Source organism: Microbacterium sp. SYP-A9085, assembly GCF_009649635.1.
In the GTDB taxonomy this organism is placed as follows: domain Bacteria; phylum Actinomycetota; class Actinomycetes; order Actinomycetales; family Microbacteriaceae; genus Microbacterium.
In genome coordinates, this window is the sequence record NZ_WJII01000002.1 from 127,598 (window position 1) to 152,479 (window position 24,882).

At 68.0% G+C, this 24,882-nt stretch carries 25 protein-coding genes; 10 read left to right on the forward strand and 15 right to left on the reverse strand.

Annotation, left to right across the window (positions count from 1 at the left end):
* Positions 1-98: 98 nt before the first annotated feature.
* From GH740_RS05405 to fabG, 6 genes are all read left to right on the forward strand, one after another.
* Positions 99-1,406, forward strand: coding sequence for a hypothetical protein (locus GH740_RS05405; RefSeq protein WP_153745092.1), 1,308 nt, complete (start codon positions 99-101; stop codon positions 1,404-1,406).
* A 33-nt stretch (positions 1,407-1,439) separates the two neighbouring features.
* On the forward strand, positions 1,440-2,606 hold the full coding sequence (locus tag GH740_RS05410; protein ID WP_367640785.1) for an acyl-CoA dehydrogenase family protein: 1,167 nt from the start codon (positions 1,440-1,442) through the stop codon (positions 2,604-2,606).
* 114 nt (positions 2,607-2,720) lie between these two features.
* Positions 2,721-3,458, forward strand: a complete 738-nt coding sequence (locus tag GH740_RS05415; protein WP_172978306.1) for a GntR family transcriptional regulator — start codon at positions 2,721-2,723, stop codon at positions 3,456-3,458.
* A gap of 119 nt (positions 3,459-3,577) precedes the next feature.
* Entirely contained in the window at positions 3,578-4,342 is a 765-nt protein-coding gene (locus tag GH740_RS05420) for an SDR family NAD(P)-dependent oxidoreductase (protein WP_153745094.1), read from the forward strand.
* 11 nt (positions 4,343-4,353) lie between these two features.
* The gene (locus GH740_RS05425) at positions 4,354-4,842 is read left to right on the forward strand and encodes a MaoC family dehydratase (protein ID WP_153745095.1); all 489 of its coding nucleotides are present in this window, start codon (positions 4,354-4,356) and stop codon (positions 4,840-4,842) included.
* Positions 4,839-5,582 (forward strand): 3-oxoacyl-ACP reductase FabG, encoded by a 744-nt coding sequence (gene fabG / locus GH740_RS05430; RefSeq protein ID WP_153745096.1) that lies wholly within the window; start codon positions 4,839-4,841, stop codon positions 5,580-5,582. The genes GH740_RS05425 and fabG overlap by 4 nt, the downstream gene beginning before the upstream one ends.
* Before the next feature lie 32 nt (positions 5,583-5,614).
* Here fabG and GH740_RS05435 read toward each other — a convergent pair whose 3' ends face one another.
* The 4 genes from GH740_RS05435 to GH740_RS05450 are packed head-to-tail and all read right to left on the reverse strand — an operon-like array spanning position 5,615 to position 10,135.
* Positions 5,615-6,394 carry an enoyl-CoA hydratase/isomerase family protein gene (locus GH740_RS05435; RefSeq protein ID WP_153745097.1) on the reverse strand — a complete coding sequence of 260 codons (780 nt, stop codon included), beginning with the start codon at positions 6,392-6,394 and terminating at the stop codon, positions 5,615-5,617.
* A gap of 14 nt (positions 6,395-6,408) precedes the next feature.
* Positions 6,409-7,893, reverse strand: coding sequence for an NAD-dependent succinate-semialdehyde dehydrogenase (locus GH740_RS05440; RefSeq protein ID WP_253941267.1), 1,485 nt, complete (start codon positions 7,891-7,893; stop codon positions 6,409-6,411).
* Positions 7,894-7,911: 18 nt separating this feature from the next.
* Positions 7,912-9,324, reverse strand: a complete 1,413-nt coding sequence (locus tag GH740_RS05445) for a CoA-binding protein (protein ID WP_172978307.1) — start codon at positions 9,322-9,324, stop codon at positions 7,912-7,914.
* A 13-nt stretch (positions 9,325-9,337) separates the two neighbouring features.
* The gene (locus tag GH740_RS05450) at positions 9,338-10,135 is read right to left on the reverse strand and encodes an SDR family oxidoreductase (RefSeq protein ID WP_153745099.1); all 798 of its coding nucleotides are present in this window, start codon (positions 10,133-10,135) and stop codon (positions 9,338-9,340) included.
* A gap of 178 nt (positions 10,136-10,313) precedes the next feature.
* On the opposite strand from GH740_RS05450, the gene GH740_RS05455 reads away from it, so the two are divergent.
* Positions 10,314-11,762, forward strand: a complete 1,449-nt coding sequence (locus tag GH740_RS05455) for a CoA transferase (protein WP_153745100.1) — start codon at positions 10,314-10,316, stop codon at positions 11,760-11,762.
* Positions 11,763-11,773: 11 nt separating this feature from the next.
* Here the strand turns inward: GH740_RS05455 and GH740_RS05460 are convergent, their stop codons facing one another.
* From GH740_RS05460 to nrdH, 9 genes are all read right to left on the reverse strand, one after another.
* Positions 11,774-13,159, reverse strand: coding sequence for a CoA transferase (locus GH740_RS05460; RefSeq protein WP_153745101.1), 1,386 nt, complete (start codon positions 13,157-13,159; stop codon positions 11,774-11,776).
* The gene (locus tag GH740_RS05465) at positions 13,159-13,806 is read right to left on the reverse strand and encodes an N-acyl homoserine lactonase family protein (RefSeq protein ID WP_172978309.1); all 648 of its coding nucleotides are present in this window, start codon (positions 13,804-13,806) and stop codon (positions 13,159-13,161) included. Before GH740_RS05465 ends, GH740_RS05460 begins: the two co-directional genes overlap by 1 nt.
* A 193-nt stretch (positions 13,807-13,999) precedes the next feature.
* On the reverse strand, positions 14,000-15,046 hold the full coding sequence (locus GH740_RS05470) for an ABC transporter substrate-binding protein (RefSeq protein ID WP_153745103.1): 1,047 nt from the start codon (positions 15,044-15,046) through the stop codon (positions 14,000-14,002).
* Between the two features lie 132 nt (positions 15,047-15,178).
* Positions 15,179-16,066, reverse strand: coding sequence for an ABC transporter permease (locus GH740_RS05475; RefSeq protein ID WP_172978310.1), 888 nt, complete (start codon positions 16,064-16,066; stop codon positions 15,179-15,181).
* Positions 16,063-16,929 (reverse strand): ABC transporter ATP-binding protein, encoded by an 867-nt coding sequence (locus GH740_RS05480; RefSeq protein WP_367640790.1) that lies wholly within the window; start codon positions 16,927-16,929, stop codon positions 16,063-16,065. Before GH740_RS05480 ends, GH740_RS05475 begins: the two co-directional genes overlap by 4 nt.
* A gap of 108 nt (positions 16,930-17,037) precedes the next feature.
* Positions 17,038-18,015, reverse strand: a complete 978-nt coding sequence (gene nrdF / locus GH740_RS05485) for a class 1b ribonucleoside-diphosphate reductase subunit beta (protein ID WP_153745105.1) — start codon at positions 18,013-18,015, stop codon at positions 17,038-17,040.
* Between the two features lie 38 nt (positions 18,016-18,053).
* Entirely contained in the window at positions 18,054-20,213 is a 2,160-nt protein-coding gene (gene nrdE, locus GH740_RS05490) for a class 1b ribonucleoside-diphosphate reductase subunit alpha (RefSeq protein WP_153745106.1), read from the reverse strand.
* The gene (nrdI, locus tag GH740_RS05495) at positions 20,195-20,638 is read right to left on the reverse strand and encodes a class Ib ribonucleoside-diphosphate reductase assembly flavoprotein NrdI (protein WP_153745107.1); all 444 of its coding nucleotides are present in this window, start codon (positions 20,636-20,638) and stop codon (positions 20,195-20,197) included. Before nrdI ends, nrdE begins: the two co-directional genes overlap by 19 nt.
* Position 20,639: 1 nt before the next feature.
* Positions 20,640-20,873, reverse strand: a complete 234-nt coding sequence (gene nrdH, locus GH740_RS05500; RefSeq protein ID WP_153745493.1) for a glutaredoxin-like protein NrdH — start codon at positions 20,871-20,873, stop codon at positions 20,640-20,642.
* A gap of 352 nt (positions 20,874-21,225) precedes the next feature.
* Here nrdH and GH740_RS05505 point away from each other — a divergent pair, with 352 nt between their 5' ends.
* Together GH740_RS05505 and GH740_RS05510 are read left to right on the forward strand one after the other, a co-directional pair.
* Complete coding sequence (locus GH740_RS05505) at positions 21,226-22,434, forward strand: MFS transporter (RefSeq protein ID WP_367640793.1); 1,209 nt, start codon at positions 21,226-21,228, stop codon at positions 22,432-22,434.
* A gap of 20 nt (positions 22,435-22,454) precedes the next feature.
* Positions 22,455-22,871, forward strand: coding sequence for a low affinity iron permease family protein (locus GH740_RS05510; protein WP_153745108.1), 417 nt, complete (start codon positions 22,455-22,457; stop codon positions 22,869-22,871).
* Between the two features lie 10 nt (positions 22,872-22,881).
* On the opposite strand, the gene GH740_RS05515 is transcribed toward GH740_RS05510, so the two are convergent.
* Positions 22,882-23,289 carry a pilus assembly protein CpaE gene (locus GH740_RS05515; RefSeq protein WP_153745109.1) on the reverse strand — a complete coding sequence of 136 codons (408 nt, stop codon included), beginning with the start codon at positions 23,287-23,289 and terminating at the stop codon, positions 22,882-22,884.
* On the reverse strand, positions 23,286-23,558 hold the full coding sequence (locus GH740_RS05520) for a metal-sensitive transcriptional regulator (protein WP_367640795.1): 273 nt from the start codon (positions 23,556-23,558) through the stop codon (positions 23,286-23,288). Before GH740_RS05520 ends, GH740_RS05515 begins: the two co-directional genes overlap by 4 nt.
* A gap of 47 nt (positions 23,559-23,605) precedes the next feature.
* Between GH740_RS05520 and GH740_RS05525 the strand changes: the two genes are divergently transcribed.
* Positions 23,606-24,877 (forward strand): DUF445 domain-containing protein, encoded by a 1,272-nt coding sequence (locus GH740_RS05525; RefSeq protein WP_153745110.1) that lies wholly within the window; start codon positions 23,606-23,608, stop codon positions 24,875-24,877.
* The last annotated feature ends 5 nt before the right edge of the window (positions 24,878-24,882 follow it).

The following is a 24,882-nucleotide window of genomic DNA, read 5'->3' on the forward strand; positions in this document are numbered from 1 at the left end:
AGTGGGGTGGGGTGAGGAGATTCTGGGCGTGAGTATCCGTTCTATTCTCATACACACTGACTCTTGTCGATTTCGTTGCTTTGTACTACACTTGGGTCATGGACGACGAAACCTTCCCAGCGCCGCCGGCGGACGATGCCTTCGTCCTGCGCACGCTGTTCGAGGGTGCCGAGCAGGAGCAGTATGCGGCGAATCGTCGGGCCGCCCGCCGCGCCGAGGACCTCGCCGATGCGCTCGATTACGCACGCAGGCATCCGTGGGTCTACGTGGACGAGTTCGCCGAGTCTCCCGAAGGAGTGCAGCTGGCCGAGCGGTGCGCGGTGATGGAGGCGGCATCCCGCCTGTGCCTGTCTGAGAACGCCGTGCGCGCGCAGGCCGCCGCGGCGCGGGTCGGGCGGCGGGACTTCCCTCTTCTGTGGCGTACGATCCGCGAGGGCTTCGCCACGGTCGCTCACCTGGATGCCGCTATCGCCGGCATGGCGCCGTTCGACGCTGACCAGGCCGAACGGTACGACCGTGCGCTGACGGAGCTGGCGCTGACAGTGACTCTCGGGCGGTTCCGTCGCGAAGCGCGGGAGCTCGCGCGCAGGATTGCGCCGCAGCCGGAGAGCGCGCTGCACGCGGCGGCCATGAAGCAGCGGCGAGTGGTCGTCGAGGATGCCCTTGACGGTATGTCGTGGTTCATGGTGCTCACGTCGACGGCGAGGGCGCGGGCCGCCAAACGGCGTCTGACGTCGACGGCGAAGCACCTGTCGAAGAACGAGCGCGAGGAGCGCACGCGGGATCAGCTCCGCGCCGACCTGGCGACGGCACTGCTGCTCGGCGAGGGCACGCCGCAGATGGTCACCACGAAGGTCTTCGTCACCGTCCCGCTCGATCGGCTTTCGCCGGCGGCGCGCGCCACCGTGCGCCCCCACATCCCGGGTCGGGCGGGGCTGAACCTGAACCGGGAGTGCCTCATCCCCGGCGAGGGGCCTGTCGACGATGCGACGGCACGACAGCTGCTGCTGGACGAGGGGTCGTTCACCCGGGTGATCACCGACCCCATCACCGGCGTGGTCCTCGACATGGACCGTCGCAGCCGCCGCGCGACCACCGCACAGCGCGCATGGCTGGCCCTCATGCACGGCACGTGCCTACGCGACGGGTGCGACAGGCTCGCCATCGATGCCGACATGGACCACTGGTGCGCGTTCCACGGCCCGAAACGCGGGCCGACGAACATAGCGAACCTCGATCCGTACTGCGACCCGGATCACGCCGTGAAGGACACCACGAAGATCCGACATCGCCGACGACCCGATCAGAGTGTCGAGCTCACGTTCCCCACCGGGCATCGCACGCGGCGCGCCCCGGGTGCGACAGGCGTCCTCGCGTACCTCGCCGGCGACGACCCGCCGTTCTGACGGCATCCCCGGACGCGGTGAGAGGATCGCATCGTGAGCGACGACGCCCTGGCCCGCGTGTTCAAAATCGACGACCTGCTGCCCGACGAGGCCCGCCGATGGCAGAGCGTGGCGCGCACCCTCGCCCGCGACCTGCTCGCGCCCACTATCGAGGACGACTTCGAGGCGCAGCGTTTCCGCGCCGAGCACATTCCGGCTCTCGGGGAGGCGGGGCTGCTGGGCATGCACCTGAACGGGTACGGATGTGCGGGCGCCAGCGCGACCAGCTACGGCGCGGCATGCCTGGAGATCGAGGCCGTCGACAGCGGCTGGCGCACGTTCGTCTCCGTACAGGGGTCCCTGGCGATGACCGCGATAGCGACGTTCGGCACCGAGCAGCAGAAGCAGCGATGGCTGCCCGAGCTTGCGGCAGGGCGGGCGGTGGGATGCTTCGCCCTCACCGAGCCGGCCGGCGGCAGCGATCCCGCCGCGATGACCACTGTCGCGCGTCGCGACGGTTCCGACTGGGTGATCGACGGCCGAAAGCGGTGGATCGGGCTGGCCGCGGTGGCCGACGTCGCTGTCGTGTGGGCGCAGACCGACGACGGCGTGCGCGGGTTCCTCGTCCCCACTGACTCTCCCGGGTTCTCGGCGCAGGCGATCCCCGGCAAGCGCGCCATGCGCACGTCGATCCAGTGCGACATCGAGCTCGACGGTGTGCGCGTGCCCGACGACGCCCGGCTGCCCGACGCGCGAGGCCTGCGCGGGCCGTTCACGTGTCTGAACGAGGCGCGCTTCGGCATCGCGTGGGGCGCGATGGGCGCCGCGCGCACGTGCCTCGAGGTGGCCGTGGAACGCGCGCGCACTCGCGAGGTGTTCGGCGCGCCGATCGGGGCGCGCCAGCTCATCCAGTCGCAATTGGCCGACATGCTTCTCGAATACGAGAAGGGCGCCCTGCTCGCGCTGCACCTCGGGCGGCTGCGGGATGCCGGCGCCCTGACGCCGGCTCAGCTGAGCGTCGGCAAGCTCAACAACGTGCGCGAGGCCATCCGCATCGCCGGCGCCGCGCGCAGCATCCTCGCCGGCGACGGCCTCACTGACGAGTTCCCCGTGATGCGGCACATGGCCAACCTCGAGGCCGTGCGCACATACGAAGGCACCGATGAGATCCACGCCCTGATCCTCGGGCGGGAGCTCACCGGTCTCGACGCTTTCGGGTAAGTCAGGCCACTCCAGGAGCAGCTCGTACGGTTGTCAGTATGATGGGCCCGGCGCGCCATCATGGCGGCTCCAACGAAGACTCCGAGGTGCACCTTGATCGATAGCTCGCTCGCCATGCCTCTGTACCACCAGGTCGCAGGTGTTCTCCGCCAGCGGATCACCGACGGCGACTACCCAGTGGGAGGGAAACTGGTCTCCGAGGACGAACTGGCCGCCGAGTTCTCCGTCAGTCGTGCGACGATTCGCCAGGCGGTCGGCGAGCTCGTCGTCGAGGGCCTCGTCGTGCGCAAGCAGGGAAGCGGCACGTTCGTTCAGCCCGGGAACACGCGCGTATTGCGGCAGCGCTTCCGCGGCTCCCTCGGCGCTCTCATCAGCGAGTCCCACTCGGCCAGGACTCGCGACATCAAGCTCTCTCATGACGAACGCATCCCCGACTACATCGCGAGCGCCTTGAGGCTCGACGACGGCCACGGAACCGTGGTCCGACGCACGCGCATGATGTCCGGTGAGCCGTTCGCCTATACCGTGACCTATCTGCCTCCGCAGTTCGGCGATCTCCTGACCGCCGCCGACTTGCACACGCATGCACTCATGGAAATCCTCCTCGATCACGGTGTGCGGCTCACGAGCGCTACCCAGGCGATCCGCGCCCAACTCGCCGACGCAGAGGTGTGCGCGCGCATCGATGTACCGCTCGGGTCCGCCGTGCTCCACGTTGAGCGGCTCGTGAGCGACGATGCAGGGCATGCGGTGGAGTTCGTTCAGTCTTGGTACCGCGGGGATCGCTATGAGTACACCGTGAATCTCGACCTGGCCGACGCCGGCGAAGGGCTGTTCGCACAGCTGGCATGACCGTTCTGGGTCGCAAGTCATATGGATATCAGGATGTCCATACAATTTGCTAGCATCATCCCAGGCGTGCATCGCAGTGCTGAGAGACGGCACCGATACGCGGACGTGGGGAGGCATCCATGACGGTCGGTGAGCTCAGCGGCGCGGTGGCCCTCGTCACCGGCGGCGGCGCCGGGATCGGGCGCGCGATCTGCCTCGATCTCGCCGCTGCAGGCGCGCGGGTTGTCGTGATCGACAGGTCCGATCCGTCGGATGTGGCCGACCAGATCGCTGCCTCCGGCGGCGAGTCGCTCGCGGTGGTCGCAGACGTTACGTCCGAGCAGGCCATGGTGGACGCGGGGGCCGCCGCCGTGGACCGGTTCGGGGGCATCGACGCGCTCGTCAACAATGCCGGGGTATTCGCGTCCCTCGCCTCCGGCCCCTTCGAGCAGATCTCCGTCGCGCAGTGGCGCCTTGCGATGGATGTCAACGTGATGGGGAGCTTCCTCGCCACCAAGGCCGTCGTCGGCGCCATGCGCACGCGTGGCGGGGGGCGCGTCGTGAACATCGCCTCCACGACGGCCCTGAAGGGGACCGCCGACCTCCTTCACTACACGAGCAGCAAAGGCGCGGTTCTCGCCATGACGAGGGCGCTTGCCCGAGAACTCGGCCCCGACGGGATCCTTGTGAACGCGGTCGCGCCGGGCTTCACCGTCAGCACCGGCGTCGAGCAGAACAGCGACCACGTCGCGGGGATGCGCGTGGCCGCCCCCGGCGGCAGAGTACTCAAGCGCGAGATGGTTCCCGAAGACATTGTCGGAGCCGTGCGCTTCCTCTGCGGCCCGAGCTCCGGTTTCATCACCGGCCAGACCCTCGTCGTCGACGGCGGCGCCTACTTCCACTGATCGGCACGGCCATGCACAGCAGGCAGGAGATCGCGCTGGTAGACCTCGGGCAGCACGTCGGGCACGTGCTTGGCACGGGGTCCTGGCACCGGATCGACCAGGACCGCGTGGACGCGTTCGCCCACGCGACCGAGGATCGCCAATGGATCCACGTCGATCCGAAGCGTGCCGCTGCCGGGCCGTACGGCGGCACGATCGCGCACGGCTACCTGACGCTCTCCTTGCTCCCCCATCTCGCCTCGGATGCCTACGCGATCACGGGTGTCGGGGCCCGCGTGAACTACGGCGTGAATCGCGTCCGATTTCCGGCCCCGCTGCCGGTGGGTTCCACGGTGCGCGACCAGGCGACCCTGCTGTCGACGGAGCGAACCGATCACGGCATCCGCGTCATCATCCGCCACGAGGTGCAGATCCGCGGTGCGTCACGCCCGGCGTGCATCGCCGAGGCCATCACACTTTTCGTCCCTGAGGGCGCTGTGCCCCGGGAAGGAGCACCATGAACCTGCCTCTGCTCGAAGGGCGCGTGGCGGTGGTCACCGGCGCGGCGCAAGGTCTCGGCTACGCGATCGCCGAGCTGTTCGCCGCCCACGGCGCCTCCCTCGTCCTCGGCGATCTCGACGGCGACGCGGCGATGCGCGCTGCGGCCCGGGTAGGAGGTGACGCGATCGGGGTCGCGTGCGACGTGACCTCCCCGGCGCAGGTGGAACAGCTGGTCCGAACGTGCGCACGCACCTTCGGACGTCTTGACGTCATGGTCAACAACGCCGGGATCACCCGCGACGCGACGATGCGCAAGATGCCGGTCGAGGACCTCGAGCTCGTGCTCGATGTGCACGTCAAGGGCACCTGGCTCGGCACCCGCGCGGCGGCGGGGCTCATGCGGGAACTCGGCACCGGCGGCTCGATCGTGAACATGTCGTCGATCTCCGGCAAGGTTGGAAACGCCGGCCAGACCAACTACAGTGCCGCGAAAGCCGGGATCGTGGGGCTCACCAAGGCTGCCGCAAAAGAGGTCGGCTTCGCCGGGATCCGCGTGAACGCGCTGCAGCCCGGCATCATCGAGACCCCGATGACGACGGCGTTGTCGCCCGAGCTCAAAGCTCAGCGACTCGCTGACATCCCCCTCGGGCGCTTCGGCGAGCCCGAGGAGGTCGCGAAGGCGGCGCTGTTCCTGGCCAGCGACATGTCCAGCTACATCACCGGCGTGACGCTCGAGATCGCCGGTGGCAGGCACATCTGAGCAGGCCTGCACCCCCTTTGCGGGAGGAGCACTCACCGATTCAGGAACGCCTCCACCGCGGTGCGGTGCTCGTCGGTCGTGTACGCGATCGCTTGTGCCTCGCCGCCGAGGGCCGCGATCCGGTCCAGGGGTGTCTCGAGGCTCCGGTCCACGATCGACTTCATCAGGGCGATCGCCGGGCGGGAGCGCTCGGTGAACAGCGACGCGTAGGCGAGCGTGTCCTCGATCAGCGCCCCCTCGGAGGCCACCCTGTCGACGAGGCCGATGCGCTGGGCCTCGTCGGCGCCCACCACCCGCCCGGAGTAGATGAGCTCCTTCGTGCGCTGCAGTCCGATGCGCCGGGGCAGGAAATACATGCCGCCGCCGTCGGGGATGAGACCGCGACGCACGAACGAGGAGCCGAAGCTCGCCTCCGGCGCCGCCACGATGAAGTCGCACGCCAGCGCCAAATCGAGACCGAGGCCCATCGCCGCGCCGTTGACCGCGGCGATCGTGATCCGCTCGCTCTCGTGCAGCGCGGCGACGAACTCCGCGGTGCGCCGCTGGCGACGCCATCCGTCGATCGCGATGCGCCCGGGGTCGGCGCCGAGGCGGCCCCGCATCGCCTTCACGTCACCGCCCGCACAGAAAGACACGCCGGCACCGGTCAGCACGATCACGCCGACCTCGTCGACGGAGGAGACCTCGGCAAGCGCCGCGCTGAACTGGGTCCGCATCGCATCGTTGATCGCGTTGCGCGCCTCGGGACGATCCAGCGTGACGATCGCGACGGCGCCGCACACCTCGGTCCGGACGAACTGTCTCTCGGTCATGGATCCTCCCGGGCTCAGCGGGACAGGCCCGCGAGGTTGATGTACTTCAGTTCCAGCCAGTCGTCGATGCCGTACGAGGAGCCCTCGCGACCGAGGCCGGACTGCTTCCAACCGCCGAACGGTGCCTGCTCGTTGGACACCCGCCCGGAGTTGATCGCGACCATGCCGGTTTCGATGCCCTCCGACACGCGCCAGACCCGGCCGACGTCGTGCGTGTAGACGTAGGCGACGAGGCCGTATTCGGTCGCGTTGGCCATCTCGATCGCCTCGTCCTCGTCGTCGAACGGGGTCAGCGAGGCGACGGGGCCGAACGTCTCCTCGTCCTGCCACGGCAGCGTCCCGGTCCCGACGTCCGCGATCACCGTCGGCTCGTAGAACGTGTGACCGAGCGGCGAGCGGCGGGCCCCGGTCAGCACGCGGCCGCCCTGGTCGACGAGGTCGGCGACGTGGCGCTCGACCTTCTCCAGCCCGGCCTGGTCGATCAAGGGCCCCATCTCGACGCCCTGCTCGAAGCCGTTGCCCACGCGGACGCGTTCGGCCCGCGCGCGCAGCGCCGCCGAGAACTCCTCGAGGATGCCGCGCTGCACAAGGACGCGGTTGGCGCCGGTGCAGATCTGGCCGGCGTTGCGGAATTTCGCGGACACGACTCCCTCGACGGCCTGCGCGATGTCTGCGTCGTCGAACACGATGAACGGGGAGTTCCCGCCGAGCTCGAGTGAGAGCTTCTGGATGTTGGCCGCGGCCTGCTGCATGAGGATTTTGCCGACCTCGGTCGACCCGGTGAAGCTGAGCTTGCGCACGGTGGGGTTGCCGGTGAACTCGGCGCCGATCGGGACCGCGTCACCGCTGGTGACCATGTTGAGCACCCCCGCCGGGACGCCGGCTCGCTCCGCGAGGCGCGTGAGGGCGAGTGCCGTGAGAGGGGTCTGCTCAGCGGGCTTCATCACGATCGTGCAGCCGGCCGCGAGCGCCGGCGCGGCCTTGCGCGTGATCATCGCCGCGGGCAGGTTCCACGGCGTGATGCCGGCAGCCACGCCGATCGGCTGCTTGATCACGATGATGCGCGCGTCTGGTGTGTGGGAGGGGATGACGGAGCCGTCCACCCGGCGCCCCTCTTCGGCGAACCAATCGAGGAACTGCGCGCTGTAGACGACCTCGCCGCGGGCCTCGCCCCAGGGCTTCCCCTGCTCGGAGGTCAGGATCGTCGCGAGGTCGTCCGCGTTCTCGCGCACGAGATCGGCCCAGTGCCGCAGGATCCGCGAGCGCTCGAGCGCCGACAGGGCGCGCCAGGCCGGAAGTGCCGCCTTCGCCTGCGCGATCGCCTGACGCGCGTCCTCGGCACCGAGCGAGGGCAGCACCGCCAGCGGGTCTCCCGTGGCCGGATCCCTCACCTCGAACGTGCTCGCGGCGCCGATCCACTGTCCGTTGACGAAGGCGGCGTCCCGCAGGAGATCGCGATCGCGCAGCCGCTCGGGCAGGGGCGTGGCCGTAGATGTCAAGAGGTTCCTCCTCGGCAGTCAGTCTCGGATCAGGGCAGCCAGGCCCCGCGCGGCCCGCGCGGAGCTCGTGTACCACGGCACACCCAGTTCGTTCAGTATCGCGGCCGACGACGCCGCCGGCTTCGTGTAGGAGAACACGGCGATCGGCACCGACGACTCGCGAACGAGCCGCGCGAGCGCCTCCCGGTCGCCGATCAGCCGGCCCTGCGATGACAGCGACGTCGTGAGGACGACCAGATCCACTTCTCCGGAGTCGATGAGTGTACGCAGCGGTGGCACGAATGACCCGCCGGCGAGGAACTGGGCGGTCAGGTCGACGGGATTGACCGGGGAGCCGTAGCCGGGCATGTGGGCCGCGAGGGCGGCCTGTGTGGAGGCTTCCAGCACGGGTACTGTGAAGCCGGCCGCGGAGAGCGCGTCTGCGAGCCACACTCCCGAGCCGCCGGAGGTCGTCACGATGCCCGCCCTGCGTCCCGCGAGCGGACCCGACGAGTTCAGCGCCTGCAGTACGTCGATGAGCTCGTCGTTGTCGCCCACGGTGATCGCACCCGCGCGTTCGAGTGCCGCCGCGTAGAGCACCGCGTCGCCAGCCGCGTGGGCGGTGTGCGCGAGCGCACCACGCTCGCCGGCGTGAGAGCGACCCAGCTTCGCGACGACCAGATGCGTGGACCGATCCCGGCAGACACGGCCGAGTTCCTCAAGCCGCCCCAGGTCTGAGACACCCTCCACGAGCAGAACGATCGCTGTCGTGTCGTCTTCCTCGGCCAGGCGCTCTGCGATCTCGAGGCAGTCGAGGTCGTACTCATTTCCGGTTGTGATGATGTGGTTGAAGCCCAGCCCCACCTCACTCCCCCACCCGGCCACGGCGAACCCCAGACCCCCGCTCTGCGAGACCACCGCGATGCCGCCGGCTGTGAGGCGGCTTCCGGTGCGGTGGATGTCCAACACAGGGCTGAACGTGATCGGGGCCGATGCCGGAAGGCTTGCGAGCCCTTCGCAGTTCGGCCCCATGATCCGCATGGGGCTCTCCGCAAGCTCCGTCGCGACGGACGCGAGAAGGTCGGATCCCTGTCCCTGTCCCTCGCCGAACCCGGAGCTCACCACTACCGCGACACCGACGCCGGCCGCCGCGCATTCGAGCAGAACGCCGGGCACCAGCTCCGAGCGGACGGCGACCATCGCGATATCGACGGTCTCCGGCACGTCGGCGATCGATGGGTAGCTCTTGAGCCCCTGCACGGTGTCGTGGTGGGGATTGACCGGGTACACGCGTCCGGGGAAGCCGTAGCTCGTCAGAAAGCCGAGAGGCCGCCCCCCGAGTGCCTCCGGATTGGTCGATGCGCCGATGAGAGCGATGCTGCGCGGGCGCAGCAGTGCGTCGAGAGCCGGACGGCGTTCGGCGTCCATGGTGGCAATCAGGTGCTCGTCCATCAGGGAGTCCTGGTCAGAAGTACACGGCATCGCCGACGCCCCCGGTCAGGGCCACGACCTCGCCGGTCAGCGCGACCGAGAGGGGCGAGGCGAGGAAGGCGACGAAGTGCGCGATCTCCTCCGCCGTGACCAGGCGTCCGAGCGAGGTCCGCGCGGAGATCTTGACGAGGTGGTCCTCGGGTGTGCGGCCGTGGCGGGTCGCCATGCGCGTCAATCGATCCGGCAGTTCCCGGGTCATCGTGGTGAACGGATGGATCGCGTTGACGGTGATCCCGTCGCCGCCCAGCTCCAACGAGAGTGCCTTCGTGAGGTTCACGACCGCGGAGTTGCGCGCCCCGGCGGAGATCGCGCCGGCCTCCCTGGAGGTGTGCCCGGCGAGGTTGATGATGCGTCCGTACCCCTGTCCACGCATGTGGGGGACGACGCCGCGGACCGCGCGCAGGATGCCGACGAACTTGTCCTCGAAGGACCGCAGAATGAACTCATCGGTGATGTTCGCGAGATCTTCCGGCACGTTGCCGCTGACCTCGGCACCCGAGTTTACGAGGACGTCGACGCCACCGAGTTCGGCGACCGCCCGATCGACCGCCGCGGCGACCGAGTCGGCGTCGCGCAGTTCGACCTCAATGGGGACGAGCCGTCCGCCCCCGGCCACACCCATCATGTCGATCGCCGCCCGAGCCCGGTCGATGCTTCGACTGCACACCGCCGTGTCGATCCCCTCGAGGGCGAACTGGCGGGCGATCTCGAATCCGATCCCGGCGCTCCCGCCCGTGACGATCGCGCGCTTACCGGCAAGCTGCAGATCCATGTGTCTCCTTCTCCGTATCCGACGATCACCAAGTGCTCGGCCGGGCGGGGGCCGCCGTCGACCCGCTCCGTCCCGACCTAACCCATCTTGTCATACGTATGTCCATACGTCTTGTAGTTCGTATTTTATGATGACTAACGACATGATGTCCATCAGGACCGAGTGAGAGGGCCGACACATGAACAGACCCTTCGGCGCCACCGACGCCGACGGAGAAGATCTCCGCGGAGCGGCTGCGATCTACGACGACCTCCTCCGCCGCGCCGGCTGCGCACCACGCCCGGGTGACATCTCCTTCACCGGGGCCGATCCGGTCTTTCCCACGGTGTTCCCTATGGCCGACGCAGGGGCGGCGGTGATCGGGGCCGCCGCCACTCAGGCCGCACGCCTATACGAGCTGCGCACCGGCCGCCGCCAACACGCCACCGTGGCCGTCGACGCGGCCAGCGCCGCGATGCGGTCGTGGCGATACCTGCGCCAGGTGCCGGAGCCCCCGGCACGCGGTGCGCGCGCCCCGGTCGCGTTCTACGAGACCTGCGACGGGCGGTGGTTCTTCCTCCACAGACTCGCCGAGCATCACCTGGAGCGGGAGTTGAGGGTGTTGGGGCTTGCCTCGGCGGATGACGAGGATGCGGTGGCTCGGGCGATCCGGCGGTGGGATGCCGCTGACCTGGAGGAGGCCGTGATGGCCGCCGGCGCGTGCGCGGCGATGGTGCGCACGCACGACGAGTGGGCTGCGCATCCGCAGGGCCGTGCTGTCGCGGCCCAGCCGTTGTTCCGGATCACCAAGATCGGCGACAGCGACCCGATCCCAGCCGGCAGCGGCGACCGGCCCCTCGGCGGCATCCGCGTCCTCGACCTCACCCGCGTCCTCGCCGGACCCACTGCAGGGCGCACACTCGGCGAGCACGGCGCCGACGTGATCCGGGTGAACTCCCCGCGCTATCCCGACACTCTGCCCATGGTCCAGGACACCGGCCACGGGAAGAGGTCGACGATGCTCGACCTTTGCAGTGCGACCGACGCTCACCGCATGCGCGAGCTCGTGCGTGGCGCGGATGTGTTCGCGCAGGGGTACCGTCCGGGCGCGATCGACCGGCTCGGATTCTCGCCCGAGGCCGTGGCCGCGCTCCGCCCCGGGGTCGTGGTCCTCTCGTTGTCGGCCTTCGGCACGGCTGGACCATGGAAAATGAACCGTGGCTTCGACAGCGTGGTTCAGGCCGCCAGCGGGGTCGCCCTCGAGATGGGGCACACCGTCGGAGATGGCACGCCGCGCTCAATGCCGGGCAATCCACTCGACTACATCACCGGCTACTTGTCCGCTTTTCTCGTTCAGGTGGCACTGGAGCGCCGGGCGAGCGAAGGAGGCAGCTACCACATCGAAGTATCACTGGCCCAGACAGGTCGCTACCTCGATCGGCTTCCGCGCATCGATGCCGCACTCGCCGCATCCCGCCCTGCGGAGCTGTCCGCAGCGCGTCTGGCGGAACTGATGACCGAGCGGGACACACCGTATGGTCCACTGCGCTTTCTCGCTCCGGTCGCGAAGCTCGAACTGACCCCCAGCGCATGGGATAGCCCGACCGTGCCGGTTGATCACGACACCCCCCACTGGACATCCACGTAGGGCGCGGGATGTCACCAGCCTGGAGCGTCGTGCCCGGCGGGGGCGGTCGGCCGCTCCCATCGGGGCATAGTCACCGACAGCTGTGCTACCGGCCGCAGGTGACGCAGTCGCCCGTATGGTGTATCCCGCTCAGTCATCAGCTCCGCCAAGCGCGCAGCATCCAACTCGCGCGGGCGGGACGCGGCCAGGCCCGCGTCCACGCGGCCCAGCCGGTTGAGATGGTGGGCGGTCTGCGCCAGCGAGAGGTCGATGTGGTAGCTGCCGCCCTCGACGGCCCGGCGCTGCAACGCGACCTGGACGAGAAAAGCGGCGAGGTAGCCGCTCGTGTAGTCCAGGGGGCTCGCCGGCACAAGCGCGGGAGGGCCTTCCCGGCCGCCCTCTTCATGAGCGATGCCGTCGGCGGCCTCGACAACGCTGTCGAAGCCGCGGCTGGAGCTCCATGGGCCGTCCGGGCCGAACGCCGAAATCGCCACCGAGACGATGCCGGGACGCAGCTCGGCGAGTTCGGCCGGCGAGAATCCGAGCCGGTCGATCGCTCCCGGACGGTACCCCTGCGAGAACACATCCGCGCCACGCACGAGCCCGCGCAGTGTGGCACGCGCGTGCGATGTCCGCAGGTCGAGTGAGGCCGAACGCTTTCCGTGCCCCGTATCGCGCGGCATCGGTCCGTTATCCGGAAATCGGGGTGTCCCGATACGCAGCACGTCAGCGCCGTGCTCGGCCAAGGTCCGCGCATTCGTCGGTCCGGCGAGGACGCGGGTGAGGTCGAGGACGCGGATGCCGCCCAGGGGCCGGTCGCCGGTGCCCGCGGGGATCGGGTCGCTGTCGCCGATCTTGGTGATCCGGAACAACGGCTGGGCCGCGACAGCACGGCCCTGCGGGTGCGCAGCCCACTCGTCGTGCGTGCGCACCATCGCCGCGCACGCGCCGGCGGCCATCACGGCCTCCTCCAGGTCAGCGGCATCCCACCGCCGGATCGCCCGAGCCACCGCATCCTCGTCATCCGCCGAGGCAAGCCCCAACACCCTCAACTCCCGCTCCAGGTGATGCGGAAACGCTCGGTGCAGGAATATCAGCCGGTCATCCCGCGTCCCGTAGAAGCGACTCGCAATCGGCGCAGGGCCGCGGGGCTCGGGCGGCACGGACTCGAGATACCGGAAGCTGCGCATCGCCGCGGCGGCCGCGTCCGCGCGGACCGTCACATCCTGCGCGATGCCGGTCCGACGTTCGTAAAGCCGTGCCGCCTGCAGCGCGGCCGCCGCGATCGCCGCGGCGCCGAAGTCGACCATCCGAAATCGCGTCGGGAGCACGGGATCCCTTCCCAGGATGCGCACCCGACCGCCGGAAGGCTCCACTCCGGCGCGACGCAGCAGGTCGTCGACGATCTCGACGGTCATCAGCCGAACACCCTTCGCTCCAGCACACGCGGATCGTGTCCTGGGATCACCTCGCAATCGAGGGACTCGATCGTCTTGAAGCTGTCGAAGAAGTCAATGAGATTGATGAACGATCCGCTGGGCAGGTGGTCGACCGTCGCGTCGCCCTCCCAGTTCTCGTAGCGGTCGATGCAGTCTCCGGCCAGCAGGAAGCGGCCGGCGTCGGTCTCGACGAGCACGCCCTGAGATCCAGGGGTGTGGCCGGGCAGTGGCACTGCGGTGATTCCGGGGAGGATCTCGACGCGCCCCGTGATGGTCTCGACCCGCCCGAGGACAGAGAGGATGGGGGGTTGCGCGGTCGCCGTGCGCTGGTAGGCCTTGCGGAAGATCGGCACGGGATCCATCGCGAATGCCAACTCGTCCCTCTGCACGATGAACCGGGCGTTCGGGAAGAGCTCCGGGTTGCTGCAGTGGTCCCAGTGCAGGTGCGTGTAGATGATCGTGCCCACATCCGCCGGGTCGATTCCGGCGGCGGCGAGCACGCGCAACGGCTCATGTTCCGCGGGTCTTTCGAACTTCGCGTAACCGTGCTGTTCGCGCACGAACGCAGGATCGGAGGTGCCGGTGTCGACCATGACGACATGGTCGCCACCGGTGATCGCGAACATCATCATCGCCAGGTCGAATGTGCGGTCGGCGTTTCGCTGCAAGGTCACCCCCGTCCCGGGGACGCCGCGGACGTACCCCTGCGGGAGCGCCGTGATCTTCAGACCCATGCCGATTCGCCTCTCTTCCTGAAACCGCCCGTTTCAACCGTGCGCGGTGCCCCCCGCGACCAGGCCGGGGGAGCACCGCAACGGGTCAGCCCTTCTGCAATGCCTTGCGTATGAGATCGGTGGCGACCACCTTGTCGGCGATCGAGCCGTCGTAGCTCAAGACGTTGGAAAGTGTGCGCCAGACGCTCTCCGCATTCTTCGCCCAGCCGTCCGGGAAGGACAGGTCGGCCGGATAGACCTCCTTGACGAGGGTGGGCAGCGTATCCGGTTGATAGTCGAGAACCTTCGCGATGACGGCCGCCTTGTCCTTGTCGGTCTGGTACCCGTCTTGCAGGTAGTTGGCGTACAGGTCGGCAAAGCCGTCGAGGACCTTCTGTGCGAGGGCGGGTTCATCCTCCAGCAGGGACTTGCCGAAGAAGAGGAACCCCGGAGAAATCCCCTGCGGCCAGACCGCGGACGGACCCTCGATGACGTCGCCATCCTTGAGCAGCTGCTGACGGACCTTGATGCTCGCCGGAATGCCGGCGAATATGGCGCCCGACGTGAGCGCCGGTCCGACGTCATCCGGCGGAATCTGTGCGAACTGCAGGTCCTTGGGTGTCATGCCCGCGGGCTCCAGAATGTGGGCGAGGCTGATCATGACATACGAGCCCGCGCCCGTCGAGGTGTAGACCTTCTCGCCACGCCAAGCGTCGATCGAGTATTCCTTGCCCTTCAGCGCGGCCTTGCTGATGTACCAGTTCGACGGGTTTGAGGATGTGCCTCCGGGCGCCACGATCTGGAGCTTGGATCCGCTCCCGATCGCATTGAAGATGCCGGCGCTGACCGGGCCCATGAAGACATCGAGTTTGCCAGTGGCCAGCAGCGGCAGGGCGTCGGGCGCTGACACGAGCTGACCCTTGAACTTCAGACCGCGGCCGGCGAACTGGTCCATCCCCGATTCGGCCAACAATGCGGGCAGGACAAAGGGTGCACGCGCGGAGTAGCCGATCGTGATCGTGCGCTCTTCCTGGGACGCGCTGGGTTCGCCTTCAGGATTCGACGACGAGCAACCGACCGCGGTCACCGCGAGTGTGGCGGCGGCCAATGCAGCGACAGCCCTGCGCAGGCTGGTGAAACGCCTTCGGGACATTTCTCTCTCTTTCTGTGGTGTCTTGCATCCGACAGCGGACATGCGCGCGCCAGCGGATACCAAGGGATGTGCTTCTTCAGCGCCTCGTGGGCGCGTGGACCCCAGCGGCGGGAGCCGCGAAGGACGTTGCCGCTATTTCTCGGAGGCGCCGATGCCAGATGACCAGGGCACGAGCCGCGCGCCGATGGCCCTGACCAGCAACTGGAGCAGGTAGCCCAGCAGCGCGACCGTGACGATGCCGACGTACATCGTGTTGGCATCGAACAGCGACCATGAGTGCCAGATCCGATAGCCGATGCCGTTGGCGCCCATCAGATACTCGACCATGATGACGATGAGGACGGCCTGGCCGACAGCGATGCGTAGGGCGACGAAGATCGCCGGCAAGATCGCCGGCAGGACCACGTGGGTGAACGACCGCCAGCCCTTGACACCGAACGCTTCCGCCGCCTCACGGTACCCGGTGGGAATCGTCAAGACCGCCTCAAGGGTCGAGATCCACGCGATGAAGAAGATCGCCAAGCCGACCAGCAAGTATCCCGGAGTGTCGCCGATGCCGAAGATGAGCAGCATCAGCGGGAGCAGTGCGATCTTGGGAATCGTATAAAAGGCGCTCAGCGTCGGCTCGACGAGGTAGCGCAGCGTGGAGACCGCCCCCATCAGGACCCCGACGATGACGCCCGCGAGGAAGCCGGCGAGCGAAGCCGTCCCGATCGTACGGAGCGTGACCGCGACGTCGAGGAACCATTGTCCGCTGGCGATCATCTGAATCGCGGCGGCGAAGATGCGACTCGGCCCGGGGAAGAATCGCGCATCGATCCAACCGAGCTGCGCGGCGAGTTCCCACACCGCGAGCAGGACCACCGGTGTCAGCACACCCAGCATGATCTTGCGCCGCCGCCGGCGTCGGCCGTGGCCGACCGGGTCGAGCTCGGCACGGGTCGGGGTGATCCGCCAGACGCGCGACGTCGAGGTCGTGGCCTCTTCGGTGAGCACTGAGTGCAGAGCCGGGGTCATCATGCTGCGGCTCCCTTCGGGTCCTCGCCCGTGACCTCGTGCCTCAGCTGCTCCCATAGTTCCTGCTCCAGAGCGGCGAACTCGCCCGACCCCCGGATGCCCGCGTCGCGCGGACGCCCGAAGGGCACGGTGTAGTCGCCGATCACGCGCCCGGGACGCCCGGACATCACGACGACGCGGTCGCCGAGGAGAATCGCCTCGTCCAGGTTGTGCGTGATGAAAAGGACTGTGCGACGCATGTCCTGCCACAGGCTGAGCAGCTCTTCCTGGAGCAGACGGCGCAACTGGGCGTCAAGGGCGGCGAACGGCTCATCCATGAGGAGTATCTCGGACTCGACCACCATGGCCCTGGCTATCGCGACTCTCTGCCGCATCCCTCCGGACAGCTGCGAGGGGTAGCTGTCCGCGAACGCGGACAGGCCCAGCTTCGCGAGCCACAGTTTCACCCGGTCCTCAACCTCCCGCTTGGGAAGCCCCTGAGCTATCAGGCCGAACCGCACGTTCTCTGAGACTGATTTCCACGGAAAGATGCTGTAGTCCTGGAAGACGACCGCGGACGGACGCACCACGTGCGCCGTCGTGGCCACTTCGACGACACCGCTGCTCGGCCGCTGCAGATCGGCGATGATCCTCAGCAGTGTCGACTTGCCACACCCCGAAGGGCCGACCATGCAAACGAACTCGTTGTCGCGAATGTCGAGGTCCACGCTCTTGAGCGCTTCCACCTGTTTGCGGCCGGCGCCGTAGATCTTCCCTACGTCGCGAATCGAGATGCGAGTGTCAACGTCCATTGCGGATCCGCTTCCGGCGTTGGCAAGTGCGGTCGAACATCCTTGTCCCCTGTCGTGGCAGATATCTGTCCGCACGATGCTAGCAAACAAGTCGTATGGTTATCAATACGTCCATACGACCAGTGAAGCGGAACGGCCGGCCCGGGAGTTCACACTCCAGGTCCGGCCGTCGGGACGGGATGCTCAGAAGTCCCAGTCGTCGTCCTCCGTGGCCTCGGCCTTGCCCATCACATACGACGAGCCCGACCCGCTGAAGAAGTCGTGGTTCTCGTCGGCGTTCGGCGACAGGGCGGACAGGATGGCGGGGTTCACGTCGGTCGTGGTCGCCGGGAACATCGGCTCGTAGCCGAGGTTCATCAGCGCCTTGTTCGCGTTGTAGTGCAGGAACTTCTTGACGTCCTCGGTCAGCCCGACGCCGTCGTACAGGTCCTGGGTGTACTGCACCTCGTTGTCGTACAGCTCGTACAGCAGTGAGAACGTGTAGTCCTTCAGGTCCTGCCGGCGCTGCTCGTCGACCTTCTCCAGCCCCTTCTGGAACTTGTAGCCGATGTAGTACCCGTGCACGGCCTCGTCACGGATGATCAGGCGGATGATGTCGGCGGTGTTCGTGAGCTTCGCCTTCGACGAGAAGTGCATCGGCAGGTAGAAGCCCGAGTAGAACAGGAACGACTCCAGCAGCGTCGAGGCCACCTTGCGCTTGAGCGGATCGTCGCCCCGGTAGTACTCGAGGATGATCTGCGCCTTGCGCTGCAGGTTCACGTTCTCGGTGGACCACCGGAACGCCTCGTCGATGTCCTTCGTCGAGCACAGCGTCGAGAAGATCGACGAGTAGCTCTTGGCATGCACCGACTCCATGAACGCGATGTTCGTGTACACCGCCTCCTCGTGCGGCGTCACGGCGTCGGGGATCAGCGAGACGGCCCCGACGGTCCCCTGGATGGTGTCCAGCAGCGTCAGGCCGGTGAACACCCGCATCGTCAGGACCTGCTCGTCGAGGGTGAGGGTGTTCCAGGACTGGACGTCGTTGGACAGCGGCACCTTCTCGGGCAGCCAGAAGTTGCCGGTCAGGCGGTGCCACACCTCGAGGTCCTTCTCGTCCTCGATGCGGTTCCAGTTGATGGCCTGGACGCGGTCCAGGAGCTTGAGCGATTGCGGTGTCATTTCCAGGTTCCTTGCACGTGGTGGGTGGGATGCGACGGTCAGAGCATGCAGCTGACGCAGCCCTCCACTTCCGTGCCCTCCAGCGCCATCTGGCGCACACGGATGTAGTACAGCGTCTTGATGCCCTTGCGCCACGCGTGGATCTGCGCCTTGTTGACATCCCGCGTGGTCGCGGTGTCCTTGAAGAACAGCGTCAGGCTCAGGCCCTGGTCGACGTGCTGCGTGGCCACCGCGTACGTGTCGATGATCTTCTCGGGGCCTATCTCATACGCGTCCTCGTAGTACTCCAGGTTCTCGTTCGTCATGAACGGCGCCGGGTAGTAGACGCGACCGAGCTTGCCCTCCTTCCGGATCTCGATCTTCGACACGATCGGGTGGATCGAGCTCGTGGAGTTGTTGATGTACGAGATCGAACCGGTCGGCGGCACCGCCTGCAGGTTCTGGTTGTAGATGCCGTGTTCCTGCACGGACGCCTTCAGCGCGAGCCAGTCCTCCCGGGTCGGGATGCTGTGACCGGCGAAAAGCTCGGCCACCCGGCCGGTCTGCGGCACCCACTCCTGCTGGATGTACTTCTCGAAGAACTCCCCCGACGCGTACGTCGAGTCGGCGAATCCGTCGAATACCTGACCCCGCTCGATGGCGAGTCGGTTCGACGCCCGCAGCGCGTGGTACAGCACCGTGTAGAAGTAGATGTTCGTGAAGTCCAGGCCCTCTTCCGACCCGTACCGGATGTGCTCGCGGGCCAGGTACCCGTGCAGGTTCATCTGGCCCAGGCCGATGGCGTGCGAGCGGTCATTGCCGTCCTCGATCGAGCGCACCGATGCGATGTGGCTCTGGTTGCTGACGGCCGTGAGCGCCCGGATCGCGGTCTCCACGCTGCGGCCGAGGTCGCCGCCGTCCATCGCCAGGGCGATGTTCATCGACCCGAGGTTGCAGGAGATGTCCTTGCCGATCTGGTCGTACGACAGGTCCTCGTGGTACGTGGTGGGCGTGTTCACCTGCAGGATCTCGCTGCAGAGGTTCGACATGTTGATCCGGCCCTTGATCGGGTTGGCCCGGTTCACGGTGTCCTCGAACATGATGTACGGGTAGCCCGACTCGAACTGGATCTCGGCGAGCGTCTGGAAGAACTCGCGCGCGTTGATCTTCGTCTTCTTGATGCGCGGGTCGTCCACCATCTCGCGGTACTTCTCGGTCACCGAGATGTCGCCGAACGGCACGCCGTACACGCGCTCGACGTCATACGGGCTGAAGAGGTACATGTCCTCGCCGGTCTTGGCCAGCTCGAACGTGATGTCGGGCACGACCACGCCCAGGGACAGCGTCTTGATGCGGATCTTCTCGTCCGCGTTCTCCCGCTTGGTGTCCAGGAACCGCATGATGTCCGGGTGGTGCGCGTTCAGGTACACCGCGCCGGCGCCCTGCCGCGCCCCCAGCTGGTTCGCGTAGCTGAAGCTGTCCTCGAGCAGCTTCATGACCGGGATGATGCCGCTGGACTGGTTCTCGATCTGCTTGATCGGCGCGCCGGACTCGCGGATGTTGCTCAGCAGCAGCGCCACGCCGCCGCCGCGCTTGGACAGCTGCAGCGCCGAGTTGATGCCGCGCGCGATCGACTCCATGTTGTCCTCGATGCGCAGCAGGAAGCAGCTGACGAGCTCGCCGCGCTGCGCCTTCCCCGTGTTCAGGAACGTCGGGGTCGCCGGCTGGAAGCGGCCGGAGATGACCTCGTCGACGATCTCGCGGGCGAGCTGCTGGTCGCCGTCGGCCAGGCCCAGCGCCGTCATCACCACCCGGTCCTCGAAGCGCTCAAGATACCGCTTGCCGTCGAACGTCTTCAGCGTGTAGCTCGTGTAGTACTTGAAAGCGCCCAGGAACGTCTCGAAGCGGAACTTCGCCCCGTACGCGCGGTCGTTGAGCTCCTGGATGAACGCGAACGGGTACTTGGCCAGCACGTCGGCCTCGTAGTACTCCTTCTCCACGAGGTAGTCCAGGCGCTCCTGGAGCGAGTGGAAGAACACCGTGTTCTGGTTCACGTGCTGCAGGAAGTACTCCCGCGCGGCCCGCCGGTCGGCGTCGAACTGGATCTTCCCGTCCGCGCCGTACAGGTTCAGCATCGCGTTCAGGGCGTGATAGTCCATCCCCTCGAACCGGGCGTCGGTCTTGAAGGATGCCGTCTGAGTCACTGCAGCTTCCACCATCGTTCCAATCCGTCCCCTACGCGGGCGACGTCCTCGGGCGTGCCGAACACTTCGAGCCGATACAGGTGCGGCACGTGGCACTTGCGGCTGATGATCTCTCCGGCGAGGCAGTACGACTCGCCGAAGTTCGTGTTTCCTGCGGAGATGACTCCGCGGATCCACTTCCGGTTGTCCTCGTCGTTGAGGAACCGGATGACCTGCTTGGGGACCGCTCCCCGCTCCTCGCCGCGCCCCTGGCCTCCCCCGTAGGTGGGGGTCACCAGGACGAACGGCTCGTCCACGTGCAGCGGCGGCTCCGGGCTGTGCGGCCCGGTGTGCAACGGGATGCGCCGGGCCGGCAGGCCCAGCTTCTCGACGAATCGCGCCGTGTTTCCCGAGATGCTGGAGAAGTAGACGAGAAGCGGCGCAGCGACCGCGGTGGGCATGTCAGGCCAGTCGGGCGGCGAGCTCGTCGATCTTGTCGGGACGGAAGCCCGACCAGTGGTCCTCGTCGGTGATCACGACGGGAGCCTGCAGGTAGCCGAGCGCCTTGACCTGCTCGAGGGCCGCGGGGTCCTCGGTGAGGTCGTGCACTTCGTAGGCGATGCCCTTCGAATCCAGTGCGCGATACGTCGCGTTGCACTGAACGCAAGAAGGCTTCGTGTAGACCGTGATCGCCATGCCGACCACCTCTCCCCTCATCCGATTCATGATCTTTCCCGGCATTCCCCCCGCCGGAGCTCCAATACTACATATGGGGACCGACATCGAGAAGCACCACAAGGGATAGTAGTTACATCCGTGTAGTTTTCCACCGCCCTCCCCATCTACAACACAGGTTGTCCACCGTTTCATCCACAGCCGCGCGGCGTGTCGCGCCCTCCGCGAACGGCGGTTTCCTGCGGCTTGCGATCCTCGTCGGCACGACTGTCCACAGCCGGGACGCTACGGGCGGGTTCCGACATCCGATCCGCTGTGGACAACCGCTGTCGGCGTGTCGCGGCGTGTCTCGCCCGGTCGGTAACGTTGACCCGTGGCGGGATACCGGGATCTTCTGCGCACGCCGGGTGTCGGGCGCATCATCGCCGCGCAGCTGACGGCGCGGTTCCCGTCGGGCATGACGAGCCTCGCGATCCTCCTGCACGTCGAGCACATCACCGGCCAGTACGCCGCGGCGGGGCTGGTTCTGGCGGCCGCGTCGATCGGCCAGGCCGCGGCCGGGCCGGTTACCAGCCGCTGGATGGGCAGCTGGGGCATGCGCCGGGTGCTCACCCTCACGATGCTGGTGTGCGCGGCGGCTCTGGCGTGCATGGCGTTTCTCGTGATGCCGCTGGGCGCGTACATGGTCCTCGGCCTGCTCGCGGGCCTGTCCACGCCGCCCGTGCAGGCGGCGGTGCGCACCATCTACCCCAAGATGGTCAACTCGCGGCAGCTCACGCCGCTGTTCTCCCTGGACGCCTCGCTGCAGGAGATCATCTGGATTCTGGCGCCGGTGGTCGTCACTTTCGTGTCCACCCAGATCAGCACCGTCGTGGGCCTCGCCCTCATCGTGGTGATCCTGCTGGGCGGCGGGACGTGGTTCATCCTGTCCCCCGAGCTCGGCCGGGTGCGCATCCCGCGCAGCCGCCGCCGGCTCGGCAGAGTCCTGGCCCGCCCGCCCGTGCTGCTGGCCACGGTCACCGGGCTCCTGCTGATCGGCGCGTGCGCCGCGGTCGAGGCCGGCGTCGTGGCGACGTTCAGCGACGGCGGCGTGGAGGCGGGCCTCGTGCTCGCGGTGTTCTCGCTGGGAAGCCTGGGCGGTGGCCTGGTCTCCGGCACCATCCGCATCGGCCGCTGGGCGATGGCGCGCCGGATGGCCATCGTCTTCGTCGGGCTGGCGGTGACCACAGTGTCGCTGGATGTCTGGTGGATCGGCGGATCGCTGATAGTGGCGGGGATCGGCGTGGCCCCCGCGTTCGCGGTGATCTCGGCGATGACGACGGCGAGCGTGAAGTTCAGCGACACCGCCGAGGCGTTCGGGTGGGTCAACACCGGCCAGCTGATCGGCGCCGCGGCCGGTTCCGCCGTCGCCGGCTTCCTCATCGACGGGTACGGGCCGGGCGGCGCCTACTGGACCGCCGTCGCGTTCGCGGCGGCCGGGGTCGCCGTGTCGGTGCTTTTCGTGCGCGGGTTCCCCGATCTGCGGTTCCGGGATCCGAGCCCGCTGCCGGACACCGAGCCGGTGCATACTATTACGTCCTGAGGACGACAGTGAGGATGACGATGGCCGACAAACCGACTCTGCCCAGTGAAGTCTCAGCGCGCGTGGGCTTCTTCGACCATTTCGCGGAGGGCGCCTCGCACGTCGCCAGCCGCGCCTGGTTCTTCTGCTTCTGCGTGCTGCTGGTGGTGGTGTGGGCGCCGTCGATCCTCTTGCTGAAGAGCATCGACACCTGGCAGCTGATCATCAACACGGCGACGACCATCATCACGTTCCTGATGGTGGCGCTGCTGCAGAACAGCCAGACCCGCTCCGATCAGGCGGTGCAGCACAAGCTGAACGCGATAGCGGATGCCCTGAGCGACCTGATGGCGGACCAGTACCCGAAGGATGCGCGCGAGCTGCGCGCGGCCGTGGGGCTGGAGGAACGCGAGAGCACGAGCAACAACGTCGCCCACGAGGACGGCGCGGGGTCGTGACCGGGCTCGGTCACTGGGCGACGCGGCGCAGCAGCGCCAGCAGTGCGAGCGCGTAGGCATCCGACGGCTCGGGATGCTCGAAGCTCGCGGGCTGTCCGCCGATCTCGACATCCACCGCGAAGGCATCGGGAAGGCGCCGCAGCGCCCGGAACGTACCCCGCAGCAGGCCCCGCAGCTGCTCCTCGCTCGGCAGCCACAGCGCATCCTCCTGCGCGACCGAGTCCAGCGCCCACTCGGTCGTGCCGTTGAACGCGAGGATGCTGCCGGTCGGATAGGTCCGCGACTCTATCGTCATGTCGCTGACCGTGAACACGTCGGCCTCGAACTCCGGCTCGTCCAGCTGGAACCGGTCGCCGGAGCGGGGATGCCACACGAGACCGGCGGCACGCAGCTCGCGGGCGAGGTCGGTCGAGATCATCGGTTCCCGACGTCGTACACCTTGAGCACCTCGGCGACGGCCCGCTCGGTGGCCTGGCCGCCCTGCTCGAACATGTCGGCCACGTGCGTGCGCAGGTGGTTCTCCAGCAGCAGCTTGTCCAGCGACGCCAGCGCCTTCTGGATGGCACGGGACTGCCCGATGATGTCCATGCAGTAGTCCTCGCTCTCGATCATCCTGGCCAGTCCCCGCAGCTGCCCCTCCAGGATCGCGGTGCGGTGCAGCGCGCGCTTCTTGATGTCGTCGATCACGCCGCAAGGGTACCCGTCCCGGGCCCTGCGGGTGCGAGGATGGCCAGATGGCGCGCACTCCGACGGCCCTGCTGAGCCCCGCCGATCAGGAGCGGCGGCGGGGCCTGCGGACGATGAAGACGATCGCCCTGGGCGCCCTGCTGGCGCTGGCGGCGCTGTTCGTGGTGGCGTTCGTGCTGCAGGAGCGGATGCCGTGGCTGGGGTACGTCCGTGCGGCGACCGAGGGCGGCATGGTGGGCGCGCTGGCGGACTGGTTCGCGGTGACCGCGCTGTTCCGCCGCCCGCTGGGTCTGCCGATCCCGCACACGGCGATCATCCCGACCCGCAAGGACGAGATAGGCCGCACGCTCGGCGAGTTCGTCGAGACGAACTTCCTGTCCGGCCCGGCGGTGCGCACGAAGCTGGAATCCACCCCGCTGGCCGCGCGCCTGGGCGGCTGGCTCACCCGCCCCGCGGCCGCCGAGCGGGTCACGGCCGAGGCCGCGACGCTGGCCTCGGGCGTGCTGCGGGCGCTGTCCGACGCCGACGTGCAGGACGTGCTGGAGACCCTCACCCGCGAGCACCTGCTCACCCCGCCGTGGGGGCCGCCCGCGGGCGCCTGGCTGGAGCACGTCCTGGATGCCGGCGCCCACCGCGGCGCCGTGGACCTCGCCGTCGACAGCCTGGCGGCGTGGCTGCGCGCCAATCGCGTCGCGTTCGAGGGCCTCGTCTCCCGGCGGCTGCCGCCGTGGGTGCCGCGGGTGGCGCACCGGTTCGTCGACGAGACCGTGTACCGGGAGGCCATCGCGTTCGTCGAGGCGGTGCAGGCCGACCCGGGACATCCCGCGCGCGGCGCCGTCGACGGCTACCTCACGCGGCTCGCGGAGCGCCTGCAGCACGACCCCGCGATGATCGACCGGGTCGAGGACGCGAAGACGTCGCTGTTCGACTCGCCGCGCGTGCGCGAGCTGGCCGCCCGCGCGTGGGAGGGGGCGAAAACCGGCCTGCTGGCGGCGCTGGCCGACCCGGGCAGCGGACTGCGCCGGCGGGCGGCGGCCGCGGTCGCCGAGGTCGGCGAGCGGCTGCGCACCGAGCCGACGCTGCAGCGGCGCGTGGACGGCTGGGTGACGGATGCCGCGGTGGTCACCGTGGATCGGTACCGGCATGACATCGCGTCGATCATCACGGACACCGTCGAGCGGTGGGACGCCGCCGAGACGACCGAGAAGATCGAACTGATGGTCGGTCGCGACCTGCAGTACATCCGGCTGAACGGCACGGTCGTCGGGGCGCTCGCCGGCGTCGCGATCTATGCCATCGCGAATCTCGTGCTGCGATGATGGCG